An 18,923-nucleotide genomic window follows, 5' to 3' on the forward strand; every position below is an offset into this window, starting at 1 on the left:
ATGCAAAATTTATTTTGACAGTATTGCGACCTATGGCAAATTATATAAGGAAATCATAGAAAAACAATAAAAAACGTGATAATTAAGAATAGTTTTATGTTATTAAGGTTATTTTAAGGTTCAATCGCCTATTATATGAATTTTATGCGTTTGGCCATGCCTATTTTCATTTTGAGAAGAACCACTGGAAAATAAGTGGGTAAAAATAAAATTAGGCTTTTGAACCAGTATATTTGTCTGTATCGAAGCTGATTCCTCTTGCATTCTATGGTATTGGGGATATTGATTTAGTTTTGGAAGTGATTAGGAAATTAACAATCTCCACCGTTCCCCAAAACTACAGATAGAGGTGATCAATCATGTCATGTTGCAGACGCAGAAGACGCAGACACAGAAATAGAGTCAGTAACAGAGATGTCCGTCGAGCAAGAAGAAACATCCGTAGAGCTAAACGTTTCTTAAATCGAGCTCTTCGTGATTTGAGAAGAAGAAGACGCCACAGAGACCACGAGAGAGACCACGACAGAGAATGCAGAAGAAGAAGAAGACGTCGCTGCAGAAGTATCCGTCGCTTCAAAAGTATCTGCTAAAAAGGAAGAGAGGGGCGCTCATTATATGGGCGCTTCTTTCTTCATACATGATGTCTATATCCATGGTAAAATAAACAATACATAAACCCTCATTTGTTGGTATATAAAGGGGCACAATGAGTCATCGGGGGTGTTAACTACACATGGGGCCCATCAGCCAAATCTATGTCGTTTTATCCGTCATTAATATTTTCCTTGCTATGGCAATTATCTTTTTAGAGCGACGCAATGCTACGGCCACCTGGGCTTGGATTTTGGTACTATTTTTTATCCCTGGTTTGGGCTTTTTGATATACGTTATACTAGGCCGCAATTTAAGTGGTCGCAAACTGTATCGTATAGACCAGAGAGAAAATAACACACTCAATGAAATGGTCAGACGACAAAAACAGAAGATCCAGCAGGATAGACTCGTATATCAAGATCCGTCGGTGGAGACATATCGGGATTTCGTCTATATGAATGCGACCACCAATAAGTCATTACTTTCCCAAGATAATGAAGTAGAGATTTACACGAGTGGGAAAGAAAAGTTTGAAGCGTTATTTGCAAGCTTGGAACAAGCTACGAATCACATCCATTTGCAGTACTACATCTTTCGTCAGGATACACTAGGTTCTAGTTTAGTTGATCTACTAGTGAAAAAAGCAAAACAAGGGGTTCAAGTCCGTGTATTATATGATGATATTGGCTCCCTTGGAATCAAGAAGAAATTTTTTGACGAATTAAAGCAGGCAGGGGGAGAAGTGGCAGTCTTCTTTTCGTCTCCGATACCATACCTTAATTTCCGCTTGAATTATCGTAATCACCGTAAAATCGTCATTGTTGATGGCAAAATTGGTTTTGTTGGTGGTTTTAATGTGGGTAATGAGTATCTTGGCTTGGATCAGGTGCTAGGTGATTGGCGTGACACGCATCTTCGGATAGAGGGGCTGGCAGTATCATCCTTGCAAATCACCTTTTTACTTGACTGGAATTTGGCATCAGGTCAAAACATTCCCTACAAAGAAGAGCATTTTCCTAAATGGAGGGGATCTGGAAATGTTGCCTTGCAAGTGGTTACAAGTGGTCCTACTTCCAGATATCAGCGTATCCAATACAATTATTTAAAAATGATTCATTCAGCTAAAAAGAGTCTATACTTACAAACACCCTATTTTGTTCCAGATGAAAGCTTGTTAAATGATTTAAAGATAGCGGTACTTTCGGGGATTGACGTAAAGATCATGATTCCTAAACGCTCAGACAATCGTCTGGTTCAATGGGCGTCTTCTTCATACATAGGTGAGTTATTAGGGGTAGGAGCACGTTGTTATCTATACGAGAAAGGTTTTTTGCATGCGAAAACGATGATGGTGGATGGAAGCCTTGCAACAGTTGGTACAGCTAATCTAGATATTCGCAGTCTCAAACTAAATTTTGAAGTAAATGCGATTATCTATGACAGTCAAACAGCCATGAAGCTAGAGGAAATCTTTTTACAGGATATTCCTCATTGCACAGAGCTTACGTTAGAAGAGTATAAAAATCGACCGCGTTTACTCCGTTTTCAAGAGTCAATTGCGCGGTTATTATCTCCAATTTTATAGGCTTATTCCAGAGCGTGTTACCTGATTAGAAGGGACACGCTTTTTTATTGATCAAAATTGATAAGGATAATTTATGTAAAAATTTGTTAAAACAGAAAGACAACTTACCATTATATCATGGAACTGGAATTAACATACGCAGATGGCAAACCGAATAAAGTGATAAAAACGAATGGACAGATGGATGTGATAAAAGAGGGTGAGCAGTTGAAGATATCTCGTGATCATGATTCCAATCCGCTTATAGAGGAATACAAAGCAATTCAGTCTGATCAACCTGAGAGCGATTCTTAACTGATAAGATATAGGATAAAACGCAAAATGCTTGGAGACTCTAAGAAGAGCTTCCAAGCATTTTTTTGATGTTTAAAGGTCTATTTTTTTTGGTAAGTTGCTCGTTCTGGCTTATTAGTCACATTTGTAGAAGCAGTCTCCGTCCTTCTTTTTGGAGGCACTCCACCCAACAGATGTACCCAAGAGAAACGGGACAACAGGTAGGTGAACAGGAGAGTGATTAGTACTGTAATCAGATACTGATTTACAATCCCAAGGTTCCCCTTCCATAAGAATTCTAATTTATTAGCAACAGCTAGTGAGGACAAATAGGATAGCAACAAGGGATGCAACAGAAAGATCAAAAAGGATTGTTGCGAAATCCAGTTGAAGACAGGTTGTAGCGGATTTGTTTTCTGATAAAACAAGCGCCCCAAATTATAAAAAAGGAAAAAGCAGATGAAGCAGTACAAAATGATGCTGGGTTTAATAGACAGGGTATAGGTGCGAGACCACATCGTATCTATTACGACCAAACCTAGTGTAAGTATCCAGGCAAGAAGGAGCCAGAATGTTTTACCTTTGAGCCAGTTTTCCCAGCGTTCTCTGGATTGTGCTAAGAACATGCCTGCTATGAAAAAGAAAATCCAGATAGGTAATGGGATGCTGTAGGACCACCATAACCTCGGCAAGATGAATCCTACCATTGCATGTTGTGAGAGATAGACCAGAGATTGAATGCCTACGGTCAAAATAAAGCTGACTAGGAGTATGCTGATAGGTGATCGGTAATACCAAGAGCGCAACCATGGATATAACAAATAAAATTGAAAAACAATCAGCATAAAGTACAAATGGACGTAGCCTTTTCCTTGCCATAATGTTTTGAATAAATAGTCGGTCCACATCAGATAATTTTCATTTTGAAGCAGGCCACTTTGTGTATAACATGCATAGATGATTGTCCACAAGATGTAAGGAATAATCAGCTTTTTTATACGCTTTTTCATAGATGGGCGTTGGTGCAACTGTAGCTGGTGATCCTGATAAAAAAGAAAGAATCCGGATAAAAGCATAAACATAGGAACAGCAAACCGTGATGATTGGTTCCAGATAAAAGCAAAATCGGTTCGAGTGACAAAATGCGATGTCACATGGATGGCAATTACGCCTAACACGCACAAGACTCGAATAAAATCATATTCTCTTAATCGATGCTCCACAATAAGTTCCTCTTTCATAACTGTCATACTTTTCTATTTTACATAAATCATCTATCTAAATTCAATATCTACCTAATGGAAAAGCAAAGATACTTTAAAAAAGGCTGTTACCATCTATTTAAAAAGATGCAAGGGGGTATAACTTTATTATGTGTGATGTTTTTCACAATATTTCTTGGAGATAAAACTTAAAATGACGAAAGATAGAAAGATAAAAATTAGCGTAGCAGAATGGTTGCCAAACCGTTCTTTAGATTAGGAAGACAAGGTAATGATATACGTTAAAAGCTTTATATAGAGACAAATGGGAGGGTGTAAGAATTGAATGCACAAACAAGGCTGACGAAGATGAATGAGTTGGGCTTATACGAAATCCGTTTGGAATCAATCGGGGGGCTAGGGGCGAATCTAGCTGGTAAAATGCTGGCAGAAGCTGGTGTCATTCACTTAGGGTTGAATGGTTCTAACTTTTCTTCCTACGGTTCTGAGAAAAAAGGTTCCCCTGTAAAAGCTTTCGTCCGTTTTGCCAACCCTGAAACCAAATTACGAGCAACTTCCCCCATTGACGAACCACATGTGGTGGGTGTATTTCATGAAGCGATGTTGACGACACAAAACTGTATTTCTGGATTAGGATCAGACGGTATTCTGATCGTTAATACCACCAAAACGCCTGAAGAAATCAAAGAACGAACAGGACTTATCTCTGGAACCATACTATGTGTGGATGCTTTAGGGATTTCTTTGCGTGAAAAAACACGTATTAATACAGCGATGATGGGCGCTCTATGCCGAGTTGTGGATTTTCTTCATCCAGAGGCTGTCAAACGGATGATTCGTGAGACCTTTGAAGCTAAGTACCCTAAGCTAGTCGAGTCTAATCTACGCACATTTGAAGCGGGCTATGCGGAGGGTACCTGCACAACATTTGCACCATCAAATCTACAGGAAAATAAAACATCTGCTCAAAAAAGTGTGGGTACGTTACTCGGCTATCTAACACAGCCGATCGGTGGTGTTATCACAAACCCAGGTAACTCTGTGTTAAAAGATCTAAGCGCCTCTCGTCAAGGCTATCTTCCGCATTTTAACGAAGGAACATGTATTCACTGTGCAGCCTGTGAAATGCACTGCCCTGATTATTGTTTTGTTTGGGAAGAGGGCGAAGATAAACGTGGTCGTGCTCAACAATTTTTACGTGGTATCGACTATCAATATTGTAAGGGCTGTATGAAGTGTGTGGAGGTTTGTCCAACTGGATCGCTAACTCGTGAAAGAGAAGAAGAACAATATGCACGTGAGCATGCCGTTAAACATTCATTTGCAATGGCAAGAGCGTAAGGGAGGAGCTAGGGACATGAGTATAAATACAACAACGTCACCAGAAATAGAAACCAAAGCCTGTGTAGCGGAGACCGTCGATTTCAGGTCTGGCAATGAAATGGCCGCGAAAGCTGCTGCTCAGATCAATTATCATGTAATGGGGTATTTTCCGATCACACCTTCTACAGAAATTGCTGAATATCTAGATGAGATGAAAGCAAATGGAGAACACGATATCGTCTTGATTCCGGCGGACGGGGAGCATGGATCAGCTGGTATCTGTTATGGGGCATCTACAGCAGGTGGACGTGTATTTAATGCTACCTCAGCCAATGGTTTATTATACATGCTGGAGCAGTTGCCTGTTCAATCTGGCACACGCTTCCCTATGGTCTTAAATCTAGTAACCCGATCTGTGTCGGGGCCATTAGATATACGTGGGGATCATTCCGATTTATACTATGCGCTTAATACAGGCTGGCCGATTCTCTTAGCCAAGGACCCACAGGCTGTATATGATATGAATCTATTTGCACTGCGTGTAGCCGAACATCAAGATGTACGTTTGCCAGTGATAGTGGCATCAGATGGCTTTTTCACTTCACACCAGAAGCGTCGCGTGCAGTACTTTACGGATCGAGAGTGCGTTCAGAAATTTGTCGGGGAGAACACTGTCTATGTGGACTCTACCGATGTGAAAAATCCGACTACCATCGGGCCATATATGAATGATCCCGATTATATTAATAACAAATACCAGCAATCACAAGCCATGTATCAGGCAGAGCAAGTGTTCCTTGATGTAGCCAAAGAATTTGAGAAGCTAACGGGACGAAGTTATCCAGTGCTGGATGAATACATGATGGAGGATGCGGAGGTAGCTTTATTTCTACTAAACTCCGCCTCCGATACTGCCCGTGATGTAGTAGATAGCTTACGTAAAAAGGGGATCAGAGCTGGAGTTGTCTCTCCGAACATCATCCGTCCCTTCCCTAAAAAGGCTGTGCAGGAAGCTCTTCGACATGTAAAAGTGGTGCTAGTAGGAGAGCGTGCCGATTCTTACGGAGCACATGGCGGTAATCTTAGTCACGAAATCAAGGCAGCGATGCTGGATGCCAAGGCTGATACCACGATCCTAACACGGATTTTTGGCTTGGGAGGCAAAGACTTTTACGCTGCAGATGCAGAAGCGTTTTTTACACAGTGCTTACAAAAAATGCAGGGAGAAGAGATTGCTTCTTTTGACTACCATGGCATTACGGCTGGCGAAGAGCAAAACCGTCCGACACGTGTGATTGAACCTTTGACAAAAGAGCAAACCTCTGGATTTATTACAGTTACTCAAGATGCAGAGAGTGGTGACTTGAAAGTAAAAGTACCACCGATGCGTATGCTGACGAAAAAAGCGAAACGTATTGCCCCAGGTCACGGTGCTTGCCCTGGTTGTGGAATCTTTTCTGGACTAGAAATGTTCTTTAAAGGAATTGAAGGCGACATCGTGGTTCTCTTCCACACGGGTTGTGCTATGGTTGTGACCACAGGTTATCCGTATTCCGCTCATAAGGTCAATTATATCCATAACCTATTCCAGAATGGTTCAGCTACACTTTCTGGGGTCGTGGAGATGTTCTGGGAGCGTATTCGCCGTGGAGAAGTTGAGGTGGATGAGAGCAATTTGACCTTTATTATGGTTTCTGGTGACGGTGGTATGGACATTGGGATGGGACCTGCTATTGGTACAGCTCTACGCAATCATAAGTTAATCATTCTGGAATATGATAACGAGGGCTATATGAATACAGGATCGCAAATGTCATACTCTACTCCAATGGGGCATATGACATCTACATCCAACCTTGGCGAAGGGCAACATGGAAAGGCTTTTCACCATAAGGACACTGTACAAATCATGGCGGCAACCAACATCTCATATGTCTTTACAGGAACGGAAGCCTTCCACAAGATCTAATTAAAAAGGCGGCAAAAGCCCAATGGTACGCACAGCATGTAGGTACCGTTTACGGTAAGATTTTAATTAGTTGTCCACTAAACTGGAAAGCACCAGAACATGAGGGGAAATCCATCGTGGAAACGGCTGTCAATAGTTGTTTCTTCCCGTTATATGAAGTAGAGAAGGGAATAACCAAGATTACGTTCAATCCAGAAGAGAAAAACAAACGCGTACCAGTGACAGAGTGGCTACAATTATTAGGCAAAACCAGACACTTGTTGCGACCGGAAAATGAGTCCTCTCTCAATCAGTTTGAACAAGAAGTAGAGCGCCGTTGGAATATGTTGAAAGCAAAGCATGAGAATCCTTATTTATAAAAAGTGAGGATCATAGATGTGTTAAGAAAGCCCGTTTCTGGTTGTAATACCAGAGACGGGCTTTCTTATACTTTCAAAAAAACGATTAAGGCACAGGTCTATTACATAATTGGTCATTATTATTGGTGTTGTTAATTAATTAAGAAACGATTGGCTGAAGACGTTTCTTTTAACATCCCAATAGACACTAGGCGTTTGCGCAGGATGATACCTACGTAGGCAGCTAGGATTGCTTTAATAACCCCCCCAGCGATAAATGGAGTTACCCCAGTTGCCATTGCACCAGCCCAGCTGAGGTTTAAAACTAATTTCAGCTGGATTACGCCAAACAGGAAAGTAATAACCATACCAATTAGATTAGCGATCAATGCCATAGTGAAGGTATACTTTGTTTTTTCAAGAAAATAGCCCATTACAAATGCAGTAGCAATAAAGCCAAAGATGAATCCGCCGGTAGGTCCTATCAATACTTGAGGGCCACCTGAAAAGCTTGCAAACACCGGCACGCCAATCGCTCCTAGTATTACATAAAGTACCATGGATACAGTACCATAGCGACTTCCAAGCACAGTTGCCACCAAGCCTACAGCTAAAGTTTGGCCTGTAATCGGCACAATAGGCAACGGAATAGTAATCTGTGCAAACACAGCGGTAATAGCAGTAAAAATAGCAGTTAAAATATAAGTTCTAAGTTTCTCATTGCGATGTTGCATCAAGGCACCTCAATTCTTAAATGTAAACGAATAGTATAGTCGAGTTTACCGAAATTGTATCAAAAGAAGATTTCGTTGTAAATAATGCGATGTGATGCAAGAAAAGTTTGAACGTTTCGGGAAGTCACATCACTATGGTCCTCGCTAGTCATGATATGCAAAAAAATATGGTAAACTGGGGAAGGTAACGAGGTTTCACAAATATGGACAGAATAGCTTTTTTCTAATGATAGGAGTGGGACAATGGCAGACCAAAAACGGTTGTTACTAGATGTAGATACCGGCATTGATGATGCATTAGCTATTTTATATGCGTTGCAATCCAAAGAAGCGCGTGTGGAAGGTATCATTACTGGTGCAGGGCATGTCAGCTTGAATCAAGCAACTCGTAATACCTTGCAGGTAGTAGAAGCAGCACAAGTAGGGTATGAGGTGCCGGTAATAAAAGGAGCCAGCAAGCCATTGATCCGTAAAGAGATGGGATATGGACAAAAAAACGATGCTACTGGACTGGGTAATGCTGTTTTACCTGCACCGATGCAAACAGCTTTGGCAATGTCAGCCAGCGATTTCATTATTTTGAAAGCGCAAGAATGCGAAGATGAGCTGATCATCGTAACGATGGGACGACTCACAAATCTGGCGAATGCAGTTGCAAAAGCCCCTTCTCTTGGCAAAAAAATAAAACAGGTAATTATTGCAGGTGGTGCAATTCGTGGAGCTGGAAATGTAACTGCTGCTGCCGAATTCAATTTCTGGGGAGATCCAGAAGCTGCTTTATTTGTATTGGGAGCAGGATTGCCAATTACGTTAGTTAGCTTAGATATAACACAGCCAACCATGTTTACGTCCAGTCATCTAGCTGAATTACTGCATAAGAAAGCAGAACGGACAGAAAGCATGCTTTCTTTTATAGAAGAGATGGCTCGTTTCCAACTTGGGGCAGGGGGAGATGCTGGGCAGGACAAGCTTGCATTCTCTATGCAAGGTCCATTAGCTGTCGGGGTGGCCCTGGATAGTACATTGATTCGTACCAAAGAGATTTTGGTTCAAGTGGAATGTAAGGGAGAAGTGTCACGTGGAGCGCTTATCGCTGATCTACGACAAACAGCAAGCATCGGGCAAAAAGTGTTGGCGGGTGTAGAGGTTGATAGCGAGCGTTTTGTACAACATTGGATTACTACCTTAACGATGGATGCGAGCGGAGGAATTAACAGATGAAATACGTTATTTTAGATGTTGATACGGGAATTGATGATGCTCTTGCGATTGCTTATGCGATACAATCTCCTACGTTACATGTGTTGGGGATAACGACTAGCTTTGGCAATCATATTGTTGATATTACGACTGAGAATACATTAAAAGTGCTAGAGATTTTAGGGGCAAGTGATATCCCTGTGGCAAAAGGAGCAGGAAAGCCGTTGCTACGTTCCCCTTTAAAAGCGAATGCTACCCATATTCATGGGGAAGATGGCATTGGTAATACCCATTTGCCCAAACCAAAAGCAAAGGCAATCGAAATGCATGCCGCCGATTTTATCATTGAACAAATTCGCAAATATCCGAATCAAGTGACCCTCATTACCGTTGCCAGCCAAACCAACTTGGCATTAGCTATTATGAAAGATCCTGAGATTGTTTCACTGGCCGAGCGAGTTGTCATTATGGGCGGCGCAGTAACGGTGCCAGGAAATGTAACTCCTGTAGCGGAAGCCAATATTTATACCGATCCAGAGGCGGCGGAGCTTGTGTTCCAGTCAGGTATACCAATTACCTTAGTAGGACTTGATGTTACCATGCAAACTTTGCTGACCAAGGTGCATACACAGATGTGGCGTGAGTCTGGTACAGCAGTAGGAGAGTTCTTAGCGGCATGTTCTGAATTCTATATGGATGCCTACGCTAAAATTAACCCATACCTTGGCGGATGCGCCTTACACGATCCTCTTGCAGTAGGGGTGGTTATTGACCCATCTTTTGTCAAAACAACGCCAATGTACGTGCAAGTAGATACCGAAGGCTCGGCTTCTATCGGCCGAACCATCGGAGACAGGCGGAATGCTCCGGAGCACGCCCCAAATATGGATGTATGCATGGAAGTAGACGTCCATCGCTTTGTTTCACATTTTTTAAACCAGGTGATTACGCAAAAAATAATATAAGAAGCTACTCCGGTTTCGCTGTAAAAGGAACGAGCCAGTAGGAGCTTCCATCCGCTTTGCGATCCATATAGCCGTATTCGATTAGATAGCGACGCAAAATGGCATAATCGTCATAAACGGTTTTAAGTATTGCATTTACTTCTTTTTCTGTATATAGCTTATTGCGTTCGAAACGGCCAATGATATGATGCAAGATGGCTGCTTTGCGTTTTTCTTTGAGTGGAAATTCCTTAGCCATTCCATCCAATCCATTAGGAAAGTACGTACGTAAGATTTCTTGATACTCTTCTTCTGTCATAGCAAAACGCTCGTCTTGAAAGCGAACAGTGGGCGGAATAGTAAGAAAAGGGCTTGTAGCTTCGCGTTTTTTTCTCTTGGTTGATGTAGTTTGGGATGACTGTTCAGAATCAGAGGAAGTGTGAGTCTTGGAGGAAGACTGACTAGTTTCCCCTAACAATTCCATGATGGCTAGAAATATCTTGGCCTGTTTTTCTTTCTCCCTTAACATAAAGCGATGATTGCGTATAGTAGAATTGCTACGGCCCTCACTGTTTTGCACAATTTGTGCGTCGGTTTGTCCATCATAAAACTGGGCAAGAAGTTGACGCTGAACATCGGTTAAGCCTGTCATTTTTTTGTCCAACGATAGAAGAAAGTGAAACATTGAGGTATGGGTGGCATCGATATGCTGTTTCATGGCCCTTTTCGCTTCATACCAATATTCACCCTGTGGATAAATAATGCCTTCTTCATAGGACTGACCACAAATCAGACATGTATAGCTCTCTTGTTTTTCATTGTATACATAACCGTTCTTGATCTCTTCCATGGAGGCTTTCCAAAATAAGTCGGCTAATATGTCCATAGATAAAAACTCCATTCGTCTGTTTATTTATAGACATATTAATATTTCGTTTGTTTTTAGTCAAGATGAAAGTATGAAAACCCACCGGGACTAGGCGCGCTGTGGGCTAGTAAGCTACCGTTTTGACCCTTTTAAACCAAATTCTCTAACATTCACCTTTACATGGACGTCAATAGGAATCTTACTAAATTCCTCATCCCAATTATCTTTCATCTTTTCCCAAACATCTGGGTGGTGAACGGATAAAGCTTTGTTGAATTCCAAAACATCTATTTTCCATTTTTTTTGGAGCTTGTTGAGACTTTTTCTGGTCAATTCCTTTATTTTTTTCTCAAATGCTTTTTCTGTCTTCACAAGATAGCTGTCATCAAAGCCATTTTCCTCTGGAGACCAGTCTTCGCCAATTCGTCCATTTAACTTAATATGTACGGAAAAAGAGACTTGTCCATTTTGAACTTTAGGAGTTATTTTACTTGAAATAGTACGAATCTCATATATGAGTAGGCTATTTGTTGGTGGTAAGACGGTTTTAATAAGACCTGCGTGCTTTTCCCACTTTGATTTACCACTACCCAGGAGGAGATTGGCTCCACTTACCTCCTCTTCGTTTAACCACCCAATCATTTTCCCCGTATCACCTTTAATGAGAGAAGCTCCAGCTATTTTTATTGTCTTTGTGGATACTTCCACTCGAGGAATCATAAAACTTTTTCTTGTAGTCATGTGCTCTGAAATAAACCCAAGTGAAGTCGGGGTAGCAATAGCTAAATTTTTTCTAACATTATCCAGGATGCTAAGTATTTCGATAGCAGGAAGTGTTTCGTTAAGAGGTTTTTTATTTAATACATCAAGAGCGCGACCTTTGGCTACAACAACTAGTACGGTTCTACGCAGTTCGGTGTCACGTAAAAAGTACTCCAGCGTTTTTTCGATGCTTAATTTTCTTGCAAAGTCTTCTCCAATCACCATCGTTTTGACATGCAAAAAGAAGGGCGGTTTGGAGCTTTTAGTAGAAAAATTACGGATTATTTCAAAGAACGAGGTACCTTCGCCTGAAATATTGAAGTAGGCTTGCTTCTGTGTGCCGGTTACTTTAGCTGTACCGGTAAGGACTTTGGGTACAACATTTTGATGAGTTAAGAGAATGGGGATTTTCTGTTGAGTACTTTGGTTTGCATTGGATTCATCCCCTTGATGTGCTGATTCAGAGTCAGCATCAGATGAGCTAGCTTCTTCTGAGTCGGCATTCGTTTCCGAGTCTGAATCGTTTTCCTTTAGAGGAGTGTCAACTCCTACGCCAATTACCATGGCTAGATCTTCTATTTCCTGACGGTCCCAACACCCCGATATCAAGAGTGTCAAAGAGAGAGTGAGCACGCATGCCAACCAATTATGTTTGTTTGTTTTGTTGGGCATTGGCAGATTTCCTCCATTTTGAAAAAAGTAGCAATAAAATCGGGATGATACCGGATGCTAATACTGAAACGTAGCCAAGATGTGTACCCAAAGAAAATGCTTGATCTAAATTCTTGGGTAGCATGGCGAAAGCGTACAAAAGGGGAGTCAACAGGACTTGCAACAAACGTAGGCGTATAGGTACAAGTAGACTTAATCCTAGACTTACCAAATAAAAGCAGAATACAAATGTAGTAAAAATACTAAGAACCCAGATGACCATAAAAAACAATTCATAGTGTTCAAAGAAGGCACCAGGAAATTCGATCTGTTTCACAAACTCCATCGTTGGCCATGTAAGGGTTTTTACCTCATGGGCTGTTAGGGTTCCGACAATCATCAGAGTGATTGTAGTATAGATCAGGGTAGCGAATCCAAGACCAATGACAACGCTTTTAGTAGCACCTGCTGGCGACTTCATCATGTAGGTCAGAAACATAATAATCTCTAAGCCCATATAAGAAGGCGTAGTGGCAGACAAGCCATGAAGCACTGGTGTCCAGCCATGATGTAGAACTGGTAACAAATTATCGATATGGAAACTCTGATAGTTAAGAATGGCAATTGAAAATAAGATAAGTATCGTAGCAGGAAAATAGAGGAGAAACAGACGTACAATAGGCTGCGGACCGCCGATCACCAAGTATAATCCTGCCAGTAAGAAAGAAATGATCGTTACATGAATAGGCGTTTGATCCAACAAGAAATGGCGAATTACCTCAGATTGCACCCGCGCTTCATAGACACACAGAAAAAAGAAATAGAGAGAATAGAATAGGGTAAGCAGGGCGCCCCCCCATTTCCCTAATAGGATCCCCGTTATTTGATAAAAGTGATACGAGGGGTAGTGTTGGCTTAATTTGGCGCAAAAATAACCAGCTAACATTGCTAACAGACCGCCAACCAGCGCATCAATCCAGACATCCGGTGTCCCTACTGCATCGACAGCGACACGAGGTAGAGTCAGAATGGATACTCCAATTACCATAGATGCAATTACAGCGGTCACATCAAGACTGGAAAACTTAGGCTGGAAATTAAGTGACATGATCTCGTACCTCCTTCTTTTCTTATGCTAGGAATGTATTAAGGCTTCTTCTTTATTCTTTTTGAATCAAGTGGATGTAGAATCTGTGGACGTTTCGTTAACGACTTTTGAGGTAAGCGTAAAATAAAATCTTTCCAATCATGGAGGTTTAGTGGTGCTATAGGTGCAAGATAATCTACGCCGAAACTCTTTAGCTTCACCAAATGACTAGTAAGTATAATAAAGAACAAAATGACCCCATACAGTCCCAAAAAGGCAGCAGATAACATCATACCAAAACGTAAAATACGAATTACGATGCCTGCTTCGTATTGGGGAATAGTAAACGAAGCGATGGCAGTGAGAGCTACTACTACGACCATGATGGGACTAACAATTCCGGCTTCTACCGCAGATTGACCGATAACCAATCCGCCAACAATGCCGATCGTTTGACCCAGAGGTTTAGGTAGGCGCAATCCAGCTTCACGTAAAATTTCAATTGTAATCTCCATGATTAACGCTTCAATGATGGTAGGAAAAGGTACACCTTCCCGTGTCCCAGCGATCGTAAAAGCGAGCCGCATTGGAATAAGTCCCTGATGATAGGAGACTAGCGACACATAGAGGGAAGGTAGGAACAGCGAGATTAGTATGCAAATAAAACGTAAAAATCGAAGGAGCGACCCAATATACCAAAGCTGGTAGTAGTCATCTGGAGACTGCAACAACATAGGGTAGGTTACGGGAGCAATTAAAGCAAATGGTGAACCGTCAACTAAAATCCCAATTCGTCCTTCTAGTAAAGCAGCTTCCACGCGATCAGGTCGTTCCGTACTTTGGATGAGTGGAAAAGGTGACCAGGGATCATCTTCAATCAAATCTTCCAAATAGCTGGATTCCTGTAGATCATCTATCTCGACGCTTTTCACTCGACGTAATACTTCATCCACTAAGGCAGGGTTTGCAATATCTTCTATGTACGAGACAACAACAAGTTTGGGAGCATGCTCCCCAACTTGTTGAGAGAGAAATGTTAAATTGCGATTTCGGATGCGATGGCGCAATAAGGCAACGTTGTCAGCAATCGTTTCCACAAAGCCAATCCGGGGTCCTCGAATGACTGATTCGGTAACCGGTTCGTCCATTGTGCGAGAAGGAAAAGAAGCGGTATCCAGTAGAAAGGCACAAGCATACGAATCAATTAATAGTGCTGTATAACCAAATAGGATGTCATCTATGCAATCTGATGGTCTCTCAAATGTCTTTACTGTGCGACAAACAGCTAGTGTACTAACTAACTGCTCAATGGATGGAGCTGTGGCTGCCTCCTCGTTTGTCTGTGCAGATTGGTCTTTAGCCGTTTGATGATTTGAGGTAAATGGAGATAAAAACTCTTTCGATAGTGCTTGGTCTATAATTCCTTCTACATAGACTATTGCTGCTTTTTTTTGTAATTGATTTAGATAGATTTCACGTGTAGTGATATCATAGCTTTGTCCTAAAACAGTATGCAGTTGAGTAAGAGCTACCGATAACTCGGATGAAAAGAGAGAGCCCTTTTCTTGTGCAGACAGATGGCTTTGTCGCTTCCATTTTGCGCGTTGAAAAAAAGTAGACATAGTTAGCCCCTTGTAATTCAGTAATAAACGAGAAGAGAAATCAGGTACATTGTTTACCTGTAGATATAGGAAGTATTTGTATTTTGTTGGCAAAACATGCAAATCATCATTCTGAAACGATAGAGCGATATAACAAAAACATTCCATACACTCCTAGGTAGGCGCCACTCATCAGAAAACCTGGATGTAGCAAAAAATGATACTTCACTTGCAACAGCACTAGGAGCAACGGGCTGAGTAAAACAGTTAAAAATAACAGAAACCTCATTTTTCCACCTCAAGTTTTTTACTAGTATGTGACGTTTTTCTTGTTATGCAGCAAAAAAAGGGTGTTTCCGCTGTCCTCCTATGTTCAGGAGTTACAGGGCTACACCCTTTTTAGATGTGGTTCCTATGTGTTTTGATTTATCAATTTATATCTGTGACTTACAATTTTTCAATGAAGGTTGCAAACTCATCTAGCATTTTATTAGCAGCTTTGATACCACCAGACGTGTTCCAAATAATCTCGTTTACTTGGAGGGCGGTATTTTTCTTGGCCACATTGAGATTTTTGAAGAGTGGGTCATTCATCCACTCTTGTTGGTTCTTTGTTCCGCCTTTTTTCTCATCATAGTCTGCGTTAAAGAAGAACATGATGTCGCCATCTAAATCATTAATACGTTCTTTTGTAACGACTTCCATAAAGGCGTCTTTATCTTGTGATGCAGGACGAGCAACACCTAAATCTTTAAGCATTACGCCAGCGAACGTGTCTTTTTGGTAAATACGCACAGCGTTTGGCAAGAAACGAACGATGGATACTTTACCTTTTGCTTTATCGCCGAGTTTGGTTTTAAGCTCTTCCACATGCTTGTCGTAAGCAGCCATGGCTTTTTTGCCTTCTTCTTCTTTGTTCAAGGCTTTTGCGTACAAGTTGAAGTTTTCTTTCCATTGACCTGCTAAATCTGTGGAGAATACAGTCGGTGCAATGCTTTTCAACTGGTCGTAGATTTTTTCATGACGTCCTTTATTACCAATGATCAAATCAGGCTTTAAGGAAGCGATTAGCTCAATGTTTGGCTGTGACTCATCACCAAGTTCCGTTACGCCATCCATTTCACTTTTAATATGTGGATACCAACCATCGCCTACACCCGATTTAACAGCACCCGCTGGTTTTACACCAAGTTCCAACAGTGCTTCGGTTCCTTCATTCGTCAAAATAACTACTCGTTGTGGGGTGCCTTTTATCTCTGTCTTCCCCATGGCATGTTCTATGGTGTATGTATCACCTGCTGGTTCTGTTGTAGCATTTGCAGGAGCTGCGTTATTAGTCGCGCCACCGCAACCGGATATAACGAGGGAAAACACCATGCAAAGTAGCATAAAAACAGGAATTTGAAGCCATTTCTTTTGAACCATGAATTGATTCTCCCCTTAATTGTTCTAAATTTGGTGAATTATCAAATGATAACAATAATCATTATCAAACATATTTTATAAATAATAAAAGGTGAATGTCAATAAGTATTTTCAGAACATCTAGTATATTAGTGATTCTTCCCATATCCACGATAGAGCAAATAGAGAAAGAATGGTGCTCCGATGATAGCGGTAAAGACGCCAGCAGGTATATCGAGCGGGGAAAATAACATTCTTCCTGCAAGATCAGCTAGCACCAAAATAATGGAGCCTAATAATGCAGAGGCTGGAATTAATACGCCGTACAGAGAGCTGACTAAGCGTCGAGCAATATGTGGTGCTGTTAGTCCAATAAACGATATACTTCCAGCTAGTCCAACAGCAGCTCCAGCGAGTGCTACACTTATTACAAGTAGTAGAAAGCGGGTAATTTGAACAGGATTGCCCAATCCGGTTGCGATACCATCACCTAACGTCAGTACATTTAGCCTACGAGTGAGCAACCAAGCGAGTGGGAGAAACAAGACGATCCATGGAAAAATAGCTATTACATGTTTCATAGATGTTCCATAAATGGTACCAGTCAACCAACCAAGGATCTGAGAAGCTAGATGAGCTGGACCACTTATTAATAAAAAAGTGGTCAATGCGGACATGGCAGTAGAAATACCGATACCAATCAGTACTAATCGATAAGGGGATACCCCACCCTTCCATGCAAACGTATAGTTTACCAATGCAGTCACAAAGGCTCCTCCAATAGCAAGAAGTGGCAGCCAATGGATGCTAGCTTGTCCATTATTAAATGTCATAAATGCAACAGCGGCAACAGTTCCTCCTCCTGTCACACCTAATAGATCAGGAGAGGCTAATGGGTTGCGGAAGACTCCTTGTGTGATTGCACCGGCTACGCCCAAAGCAGCACCGATCATCATGGCCATTAAGGTTCTTGGCATTCGTAATTCCAAAATGACGATTCTATTGGTTACATCTCCACCCACAAACGTAGCTAGGATGTCAGGAATAGGGATATGAGTTGTGCCCAAGGCAATGCTTATCACCGAGCAGACGATCAATAAGAAGAACAAGACGACTAACACAAGCATGTCCCGAATGGAAAGCTGAGCGGAAAGAGCCGGTTTGTTGCTCCGTATGGTTATATATTTATGCAAAAGAGATGGTTTACTCATAGCTACTCCTTCTAGCAATATAAATAAGGAATGGGACGCCTAATAATGCGGTAGCCACGCCAACTGGTACCTCTTTTGGCATCAACAGGAATCGAGAGGCTGTATCAGCAGCAACCAGTAGAATTGCCCCAGTTATTCCGCTAAAGGGAATCAGCCATTTGTGATCAACCCCAACGATATAGCGGCAGATATGGGGGATAATGAGTCCTACAAAAGCAATCGGACCAGCTAAGGAAACAGAGCCACCAGCTAACAGTATCACCACGAGAATAATGAAAAGTTTAGCGACAGCAGTTTGTAAACCTAAGCCTTTTGCCATATCGTCGCCCATCGCCATTAGATTAAGTGCGTGTGAAAGACACAGAGCGATAATCCAACCGATCACCATATAAGGCAAGACCGTGGTGAGATGTTCCATTTTGCGTCCAGATACGGAGCCTACTAGCCAAAACAATGCTTGATTTAAGGATTCATTGTTTATGAGCATAATGCCTGAAGTGAAAGAGGAAGCAAAGACGGAAGCGGCGGCTCCTGCCAATGTTACTTTGATGGGGAGAAATCCATCCTTGCCCATTGTTCCAATAATCAGCACAAGAACGGCAGTCACACCAGCTCCAACAAAAGCGATCCAGACCATTTGTGTGAGGGTTAAATCCGAATCAAAGAAAAATAAGGTCAGCACGATAAAAAGCACCGCACCGGCATTAATACCGAACAAGGAGGGGGAGGCTAACGGATTTTTTGTTAGATTTTGCATCAAAACACCAGCAATGGCTAAACTTGCGCCAACACTGGCTGCGATAAAAGCTGCAGGTAGTCTAACATCTCTGAGGAGCAGATGTTCTTTTGTACCGTCAAACTGATATAGCATGTCCAATAATAACTGGATAGAAAACATATGATAGCCGAACAAGATGCTCATCAGCATAGAGACTAACAGCAACAAGATACCAGTCAACAATGCCCATACTTTGGCTCGGCGGCTCTGCAATAAACCAGACATGACAGAGACCCCTCTCTAGGAAAATAATGCATATAGATCGCATCTTGATTGTAAAAAATTCGCAATATAATGTCAATGAAAATCGTTATCAATTATATGCGAGGAAACTTTTCCAAATAAAAAAACGCAATATATATCCCTGGCAAGATAACT

At 41.6% G+C, this 18,923-nt stretch carries 13 protein-coding genes and 2 pseudogenes; 6 read left to right on the top strand and 9 right to left on the bottom strand.

The annotated features are described in order from the left end of the window. Positions 1 to 733 precede the first annotated feature (733 nt). Positions 734 to 2,179: a cardiolipin synthase gene (cls, locus tag EEL30_11375; GenBank protein QDX92852.1), complete on the top strand. Its 1,446-nt coding sequence runs from the start codon at positions 734 to 736 to the stop codon at positions 2,177 to 2,179. Positions 2,180 to 2,281: 102 nt separating this feature from the next. Beyond that, positions 2,282 to 2,473 (top strand): annotated as a pseudogene (locus EEL30_11380) (hypothetical protein). An 80-nt stretch (positions 2,474 to 2,553) separates the two neighbouring features. Here the strand turns inward: EEL30_11380 and EEL30_11385 are convergent. Beyond that, the gene (locus EEL30_11385) at positions 2,554 to 3,675 is read right to left on the bottom strand and encodes an acyltransferase (GenBank protein QDX92853.1); all 1,122 of its coding nucleotides are present in this window, start codon (positions 3,673 to 3,675) and stop codon (positions 2,554 to 2,556) included. Positions 3,676 to 3,996: 321 nt separating this feature from the next. On the opposite strand from EEL30_11385, the gene EEL30_11390 reads away from it, so the two are divergent. Continuing rightward, positions 3,997 to 5,016 (top strand): 4Fe-4S dicluster domain-containing protein, encoded by a 1,020-nt coding sequence (locus EEL30_11390; GenBank protein ID QDX92854.1) that lies wholly within the window; start codon positions 3,997 to 3,999, stop codon positions 5,014 to 5,016. A 16-nt stretch (positions 5,017 to 5,032) separates the two neighbouring features. Continuing rightward, positions 5,033 to 7,326, top strand: a pseudogene (locus EEL30_11395) (pyruvate synthase). A 131-nt stretch (positions 7,327 to 7,457) separates the two neighbouring features. On the opposite strand, the gene EEL30_11400 reads toward EEL30_11395, so the two are convergent. Next, on the bottom strand, positions 7,458 to 8,039 hold the full coding sequence (locus tag EEL30_11400; GenBank protein QDX92855.1) for a biotin transporter BioY: 582 nt from the start codon (positions 8,037 to 8,039) through the stop codon (positions 7,458 to 7,460). Between the two features lie 243 nt (positions 8,040 to 8,282). Here EEL30_11400 and EEL30_11405 point away from each other — a divergent pair, with 243 nt between their 5' ends. Both EEL30_11405 and EEL30_11410 read left to right on the top strand, forming a co-directional pair. After that, entirely contained in the window at positions 8,283 to 9,260 is a 978-nt protein-coding gene (locus EEL30_11405; GenBank protein ID QDX92856.1) for a nucleoside hydrolase, read from the top strand. Further along, positions 9,257 to 10,204 (top strand): nucleoside hydrolase, encoded by a 948-nt coding sequence (locus EEL30_11410; protein QDX92857.1) that lies wholly within the window; start codon positions 9,257 to 9,259, stop codon positions 10,202 to 10,204. The genes EEL30_11405 and EEL30_11410 overlap by 4 nt, the downstream gene beginning before the upstream one ends. A gap of 4 nt (positions 10,205 to 10,208) precedes the next feature. Here EEL30_11410 and EEL30_11415 read toward each other — a convergent pair whose 3' ends face one another. From EEL30_11415 to EEL30_11445, 7 genes are all read right to left on the bottom strand, one after another. Next, complete coding sequence (locus EEL30_11415; protein ID QDX92858.1) at positions 10,209 to 11,069, bottom strand: DUF2087 domain-containing protein; 861 nt, start codon at positions 11,067 to 11,069, stop codon at positions 10,209 to 10,211. Between the two features lie 114 nt (positions 11,070 to 11,183). Beyond that, positions 11,184 to 12,485 carry a Ger(x)C family spore germination protein gene (locus tag EEL30_11420; protein ID QDX92859.1) on the bottom strand — a complete coding sequence of 434 codons (1,302 nt, stop codon included), beginning with the start codon at positions 12,483 to 12,485 and terminating at the stop codon, positions 11,184 to 11,186. After that, positions 12,460 to 13,572 carry a spore gernimation protein gene (locus EEL30_11425; protein ID QDX92860.1) on the bottom strand — a complete coding sequence of 371 codons (1,113 nt, stop codon included), beginning with the start codon at positions 13,570 to 13,572 and terminating at the stop codon, positions 12,460 to 12,462. The genes EEL30_11420 and EEL30_11425 overlap by 26 nt, the downstream gene beginning before the upstream one ends. Positions 13,573 to 13,610: 38 nt before the next feature. Further along, positions 13,611 to 15,173: a spore germination protein gene (locus EEL30_11430; protein ID QDX92861.1), complete on the bottom strand. Its 1,563-nt coding sequence runs from the start codon at positions 15,171 to 15,173 to the stop codon at positions 13,611 to 13,613. Positions 15,174 to 15,599: 426 nt separating this feature from the next. Then, positions 15,600 to 16,577, bottom strand: coding sequence for an iron-siderophore ABC transporter substrate-binding protein (locus tag EEL30_11435; protein QDX92862.1), 978 nt, complete (start codon positions 16,575 to 16,577; stop codon positions 15,600 to 15,602). Positions 16,578 to 16,705: 128 nt separating this feature from the next. Beyond that, positions 16,706 to 17,767, bottom strand: a complete 1,062-nt coding sequence (locus EEL30_11440) for an iron ABC transporter permease (GenBank protein QDX92863.1) — start codon at positions 17,765 to 17,767, stop codon at positions 16,706 to 16,708. Beyond that, a complete protein-coding gene (locus EEL30_11445; protein QDX92864.1) occupies positions 17,760 to 18,770 on the bottom strand; it encodes an iron ABC transporter permease in 1,011 nt (336 codons plus the stop codon). The genes EEL30_11440 and EEL30_11445 overlap by 8 nt, the downstream gene beginning before the upstream one ends. Between the last annotated feature and the right edge of the window lie 153 nt (positions 18,771 to 18,923).

This window comes from Brevibacillus laterosporus (assembly GCA_007833815.1).
GTDB lineage: Bacteria > Bacillota > Bacilli > Brevibacillales > Brevibacillaceae > Brevibacillus_B > Brevibacillus_B laterosporus_D.

What these genes read in the sequence shown, in the direction of transcription:
- cls (QDX92852.1), top strand. Translation starts at nt 734, where the DNA reads ATGGGGCCCATCAGCCAAATCTATGTCGTTTTATCCGTCATTAATATT.
- EEL30_11400 (QDX92855.1), bottom strand. Translation starts at nt 8,039, where the DNA reads ATGCAACATCGCAATGAGAAACTTAGAACTTATATTTTAACTGCTATT.
- EEL30_11405 (QDX92856.1), top strand. Translation starts at nt 8,283, where the DNA reads ATGGCAGACCAAAAACGGTTGTTACTAGATGTAGATACCGGCATTGAT.
- EEL30_11410 (QDX92857.1), top strand. Translation starts at nt 9,257, where the DNA reads ATGAAATACGTTATTTTAGATGTTGATACGGGAATTGATGATGCTCTT.
- EEL30_11415 (QDX92858.1), bottom strand. Translation starts at nt 11,069, where the DNA reads ATGGACATATTAGCCGACTTATTTTGGAAAGCCTCCATGGAAGAGATC.
- EEL30_11420 (QDX92859.1), bottom strand. Translation starts at nt 12,485, where the DNA reads ATGCCCAACAAAACAAACAAACATAATTGGTTGGCATGCGTGCTCACT.
- EEL30_11425 (QDX92860.1), bottom strand. Translation starts at nt 13,572, where the DNA reads ATGTCACTTAATTTCCAGCCTAAGTTTTCCAGTCTTGATGTGACCGCT.
- EEL30_11430 (QDX92861.1), bottom strand. Translation starts at nt 15,173, where the DNA reads ATGTCTACTTTTTTTCAACGCGCAAAATGGAAGCGACAAAGCCATCTG.
- EEL30_11435 (QDX92862.1), bottom strand. Translation starts at nt 16,577, where the DNA reads ATGGTTCAAAAGAAATGGCTTCAAATTCCTGTTTTTATGCTACTTTGC.
- EEL30_11440 (QDX92863.1), bottom strand. Translation starts at nt 17,767, where the DNA reads ATGAGTAAACCATCTCTTTTGCATAAATATATAACCATACGGAGCAAC.
- EEL30_11445 (QDX92864.1), bottom strand. Translation starts at nt 18,770, where the DNA reads ATGTCTGGTTTATTGCAGAGCCGCCGAGCCAAAGTATGGGCATTGTTG.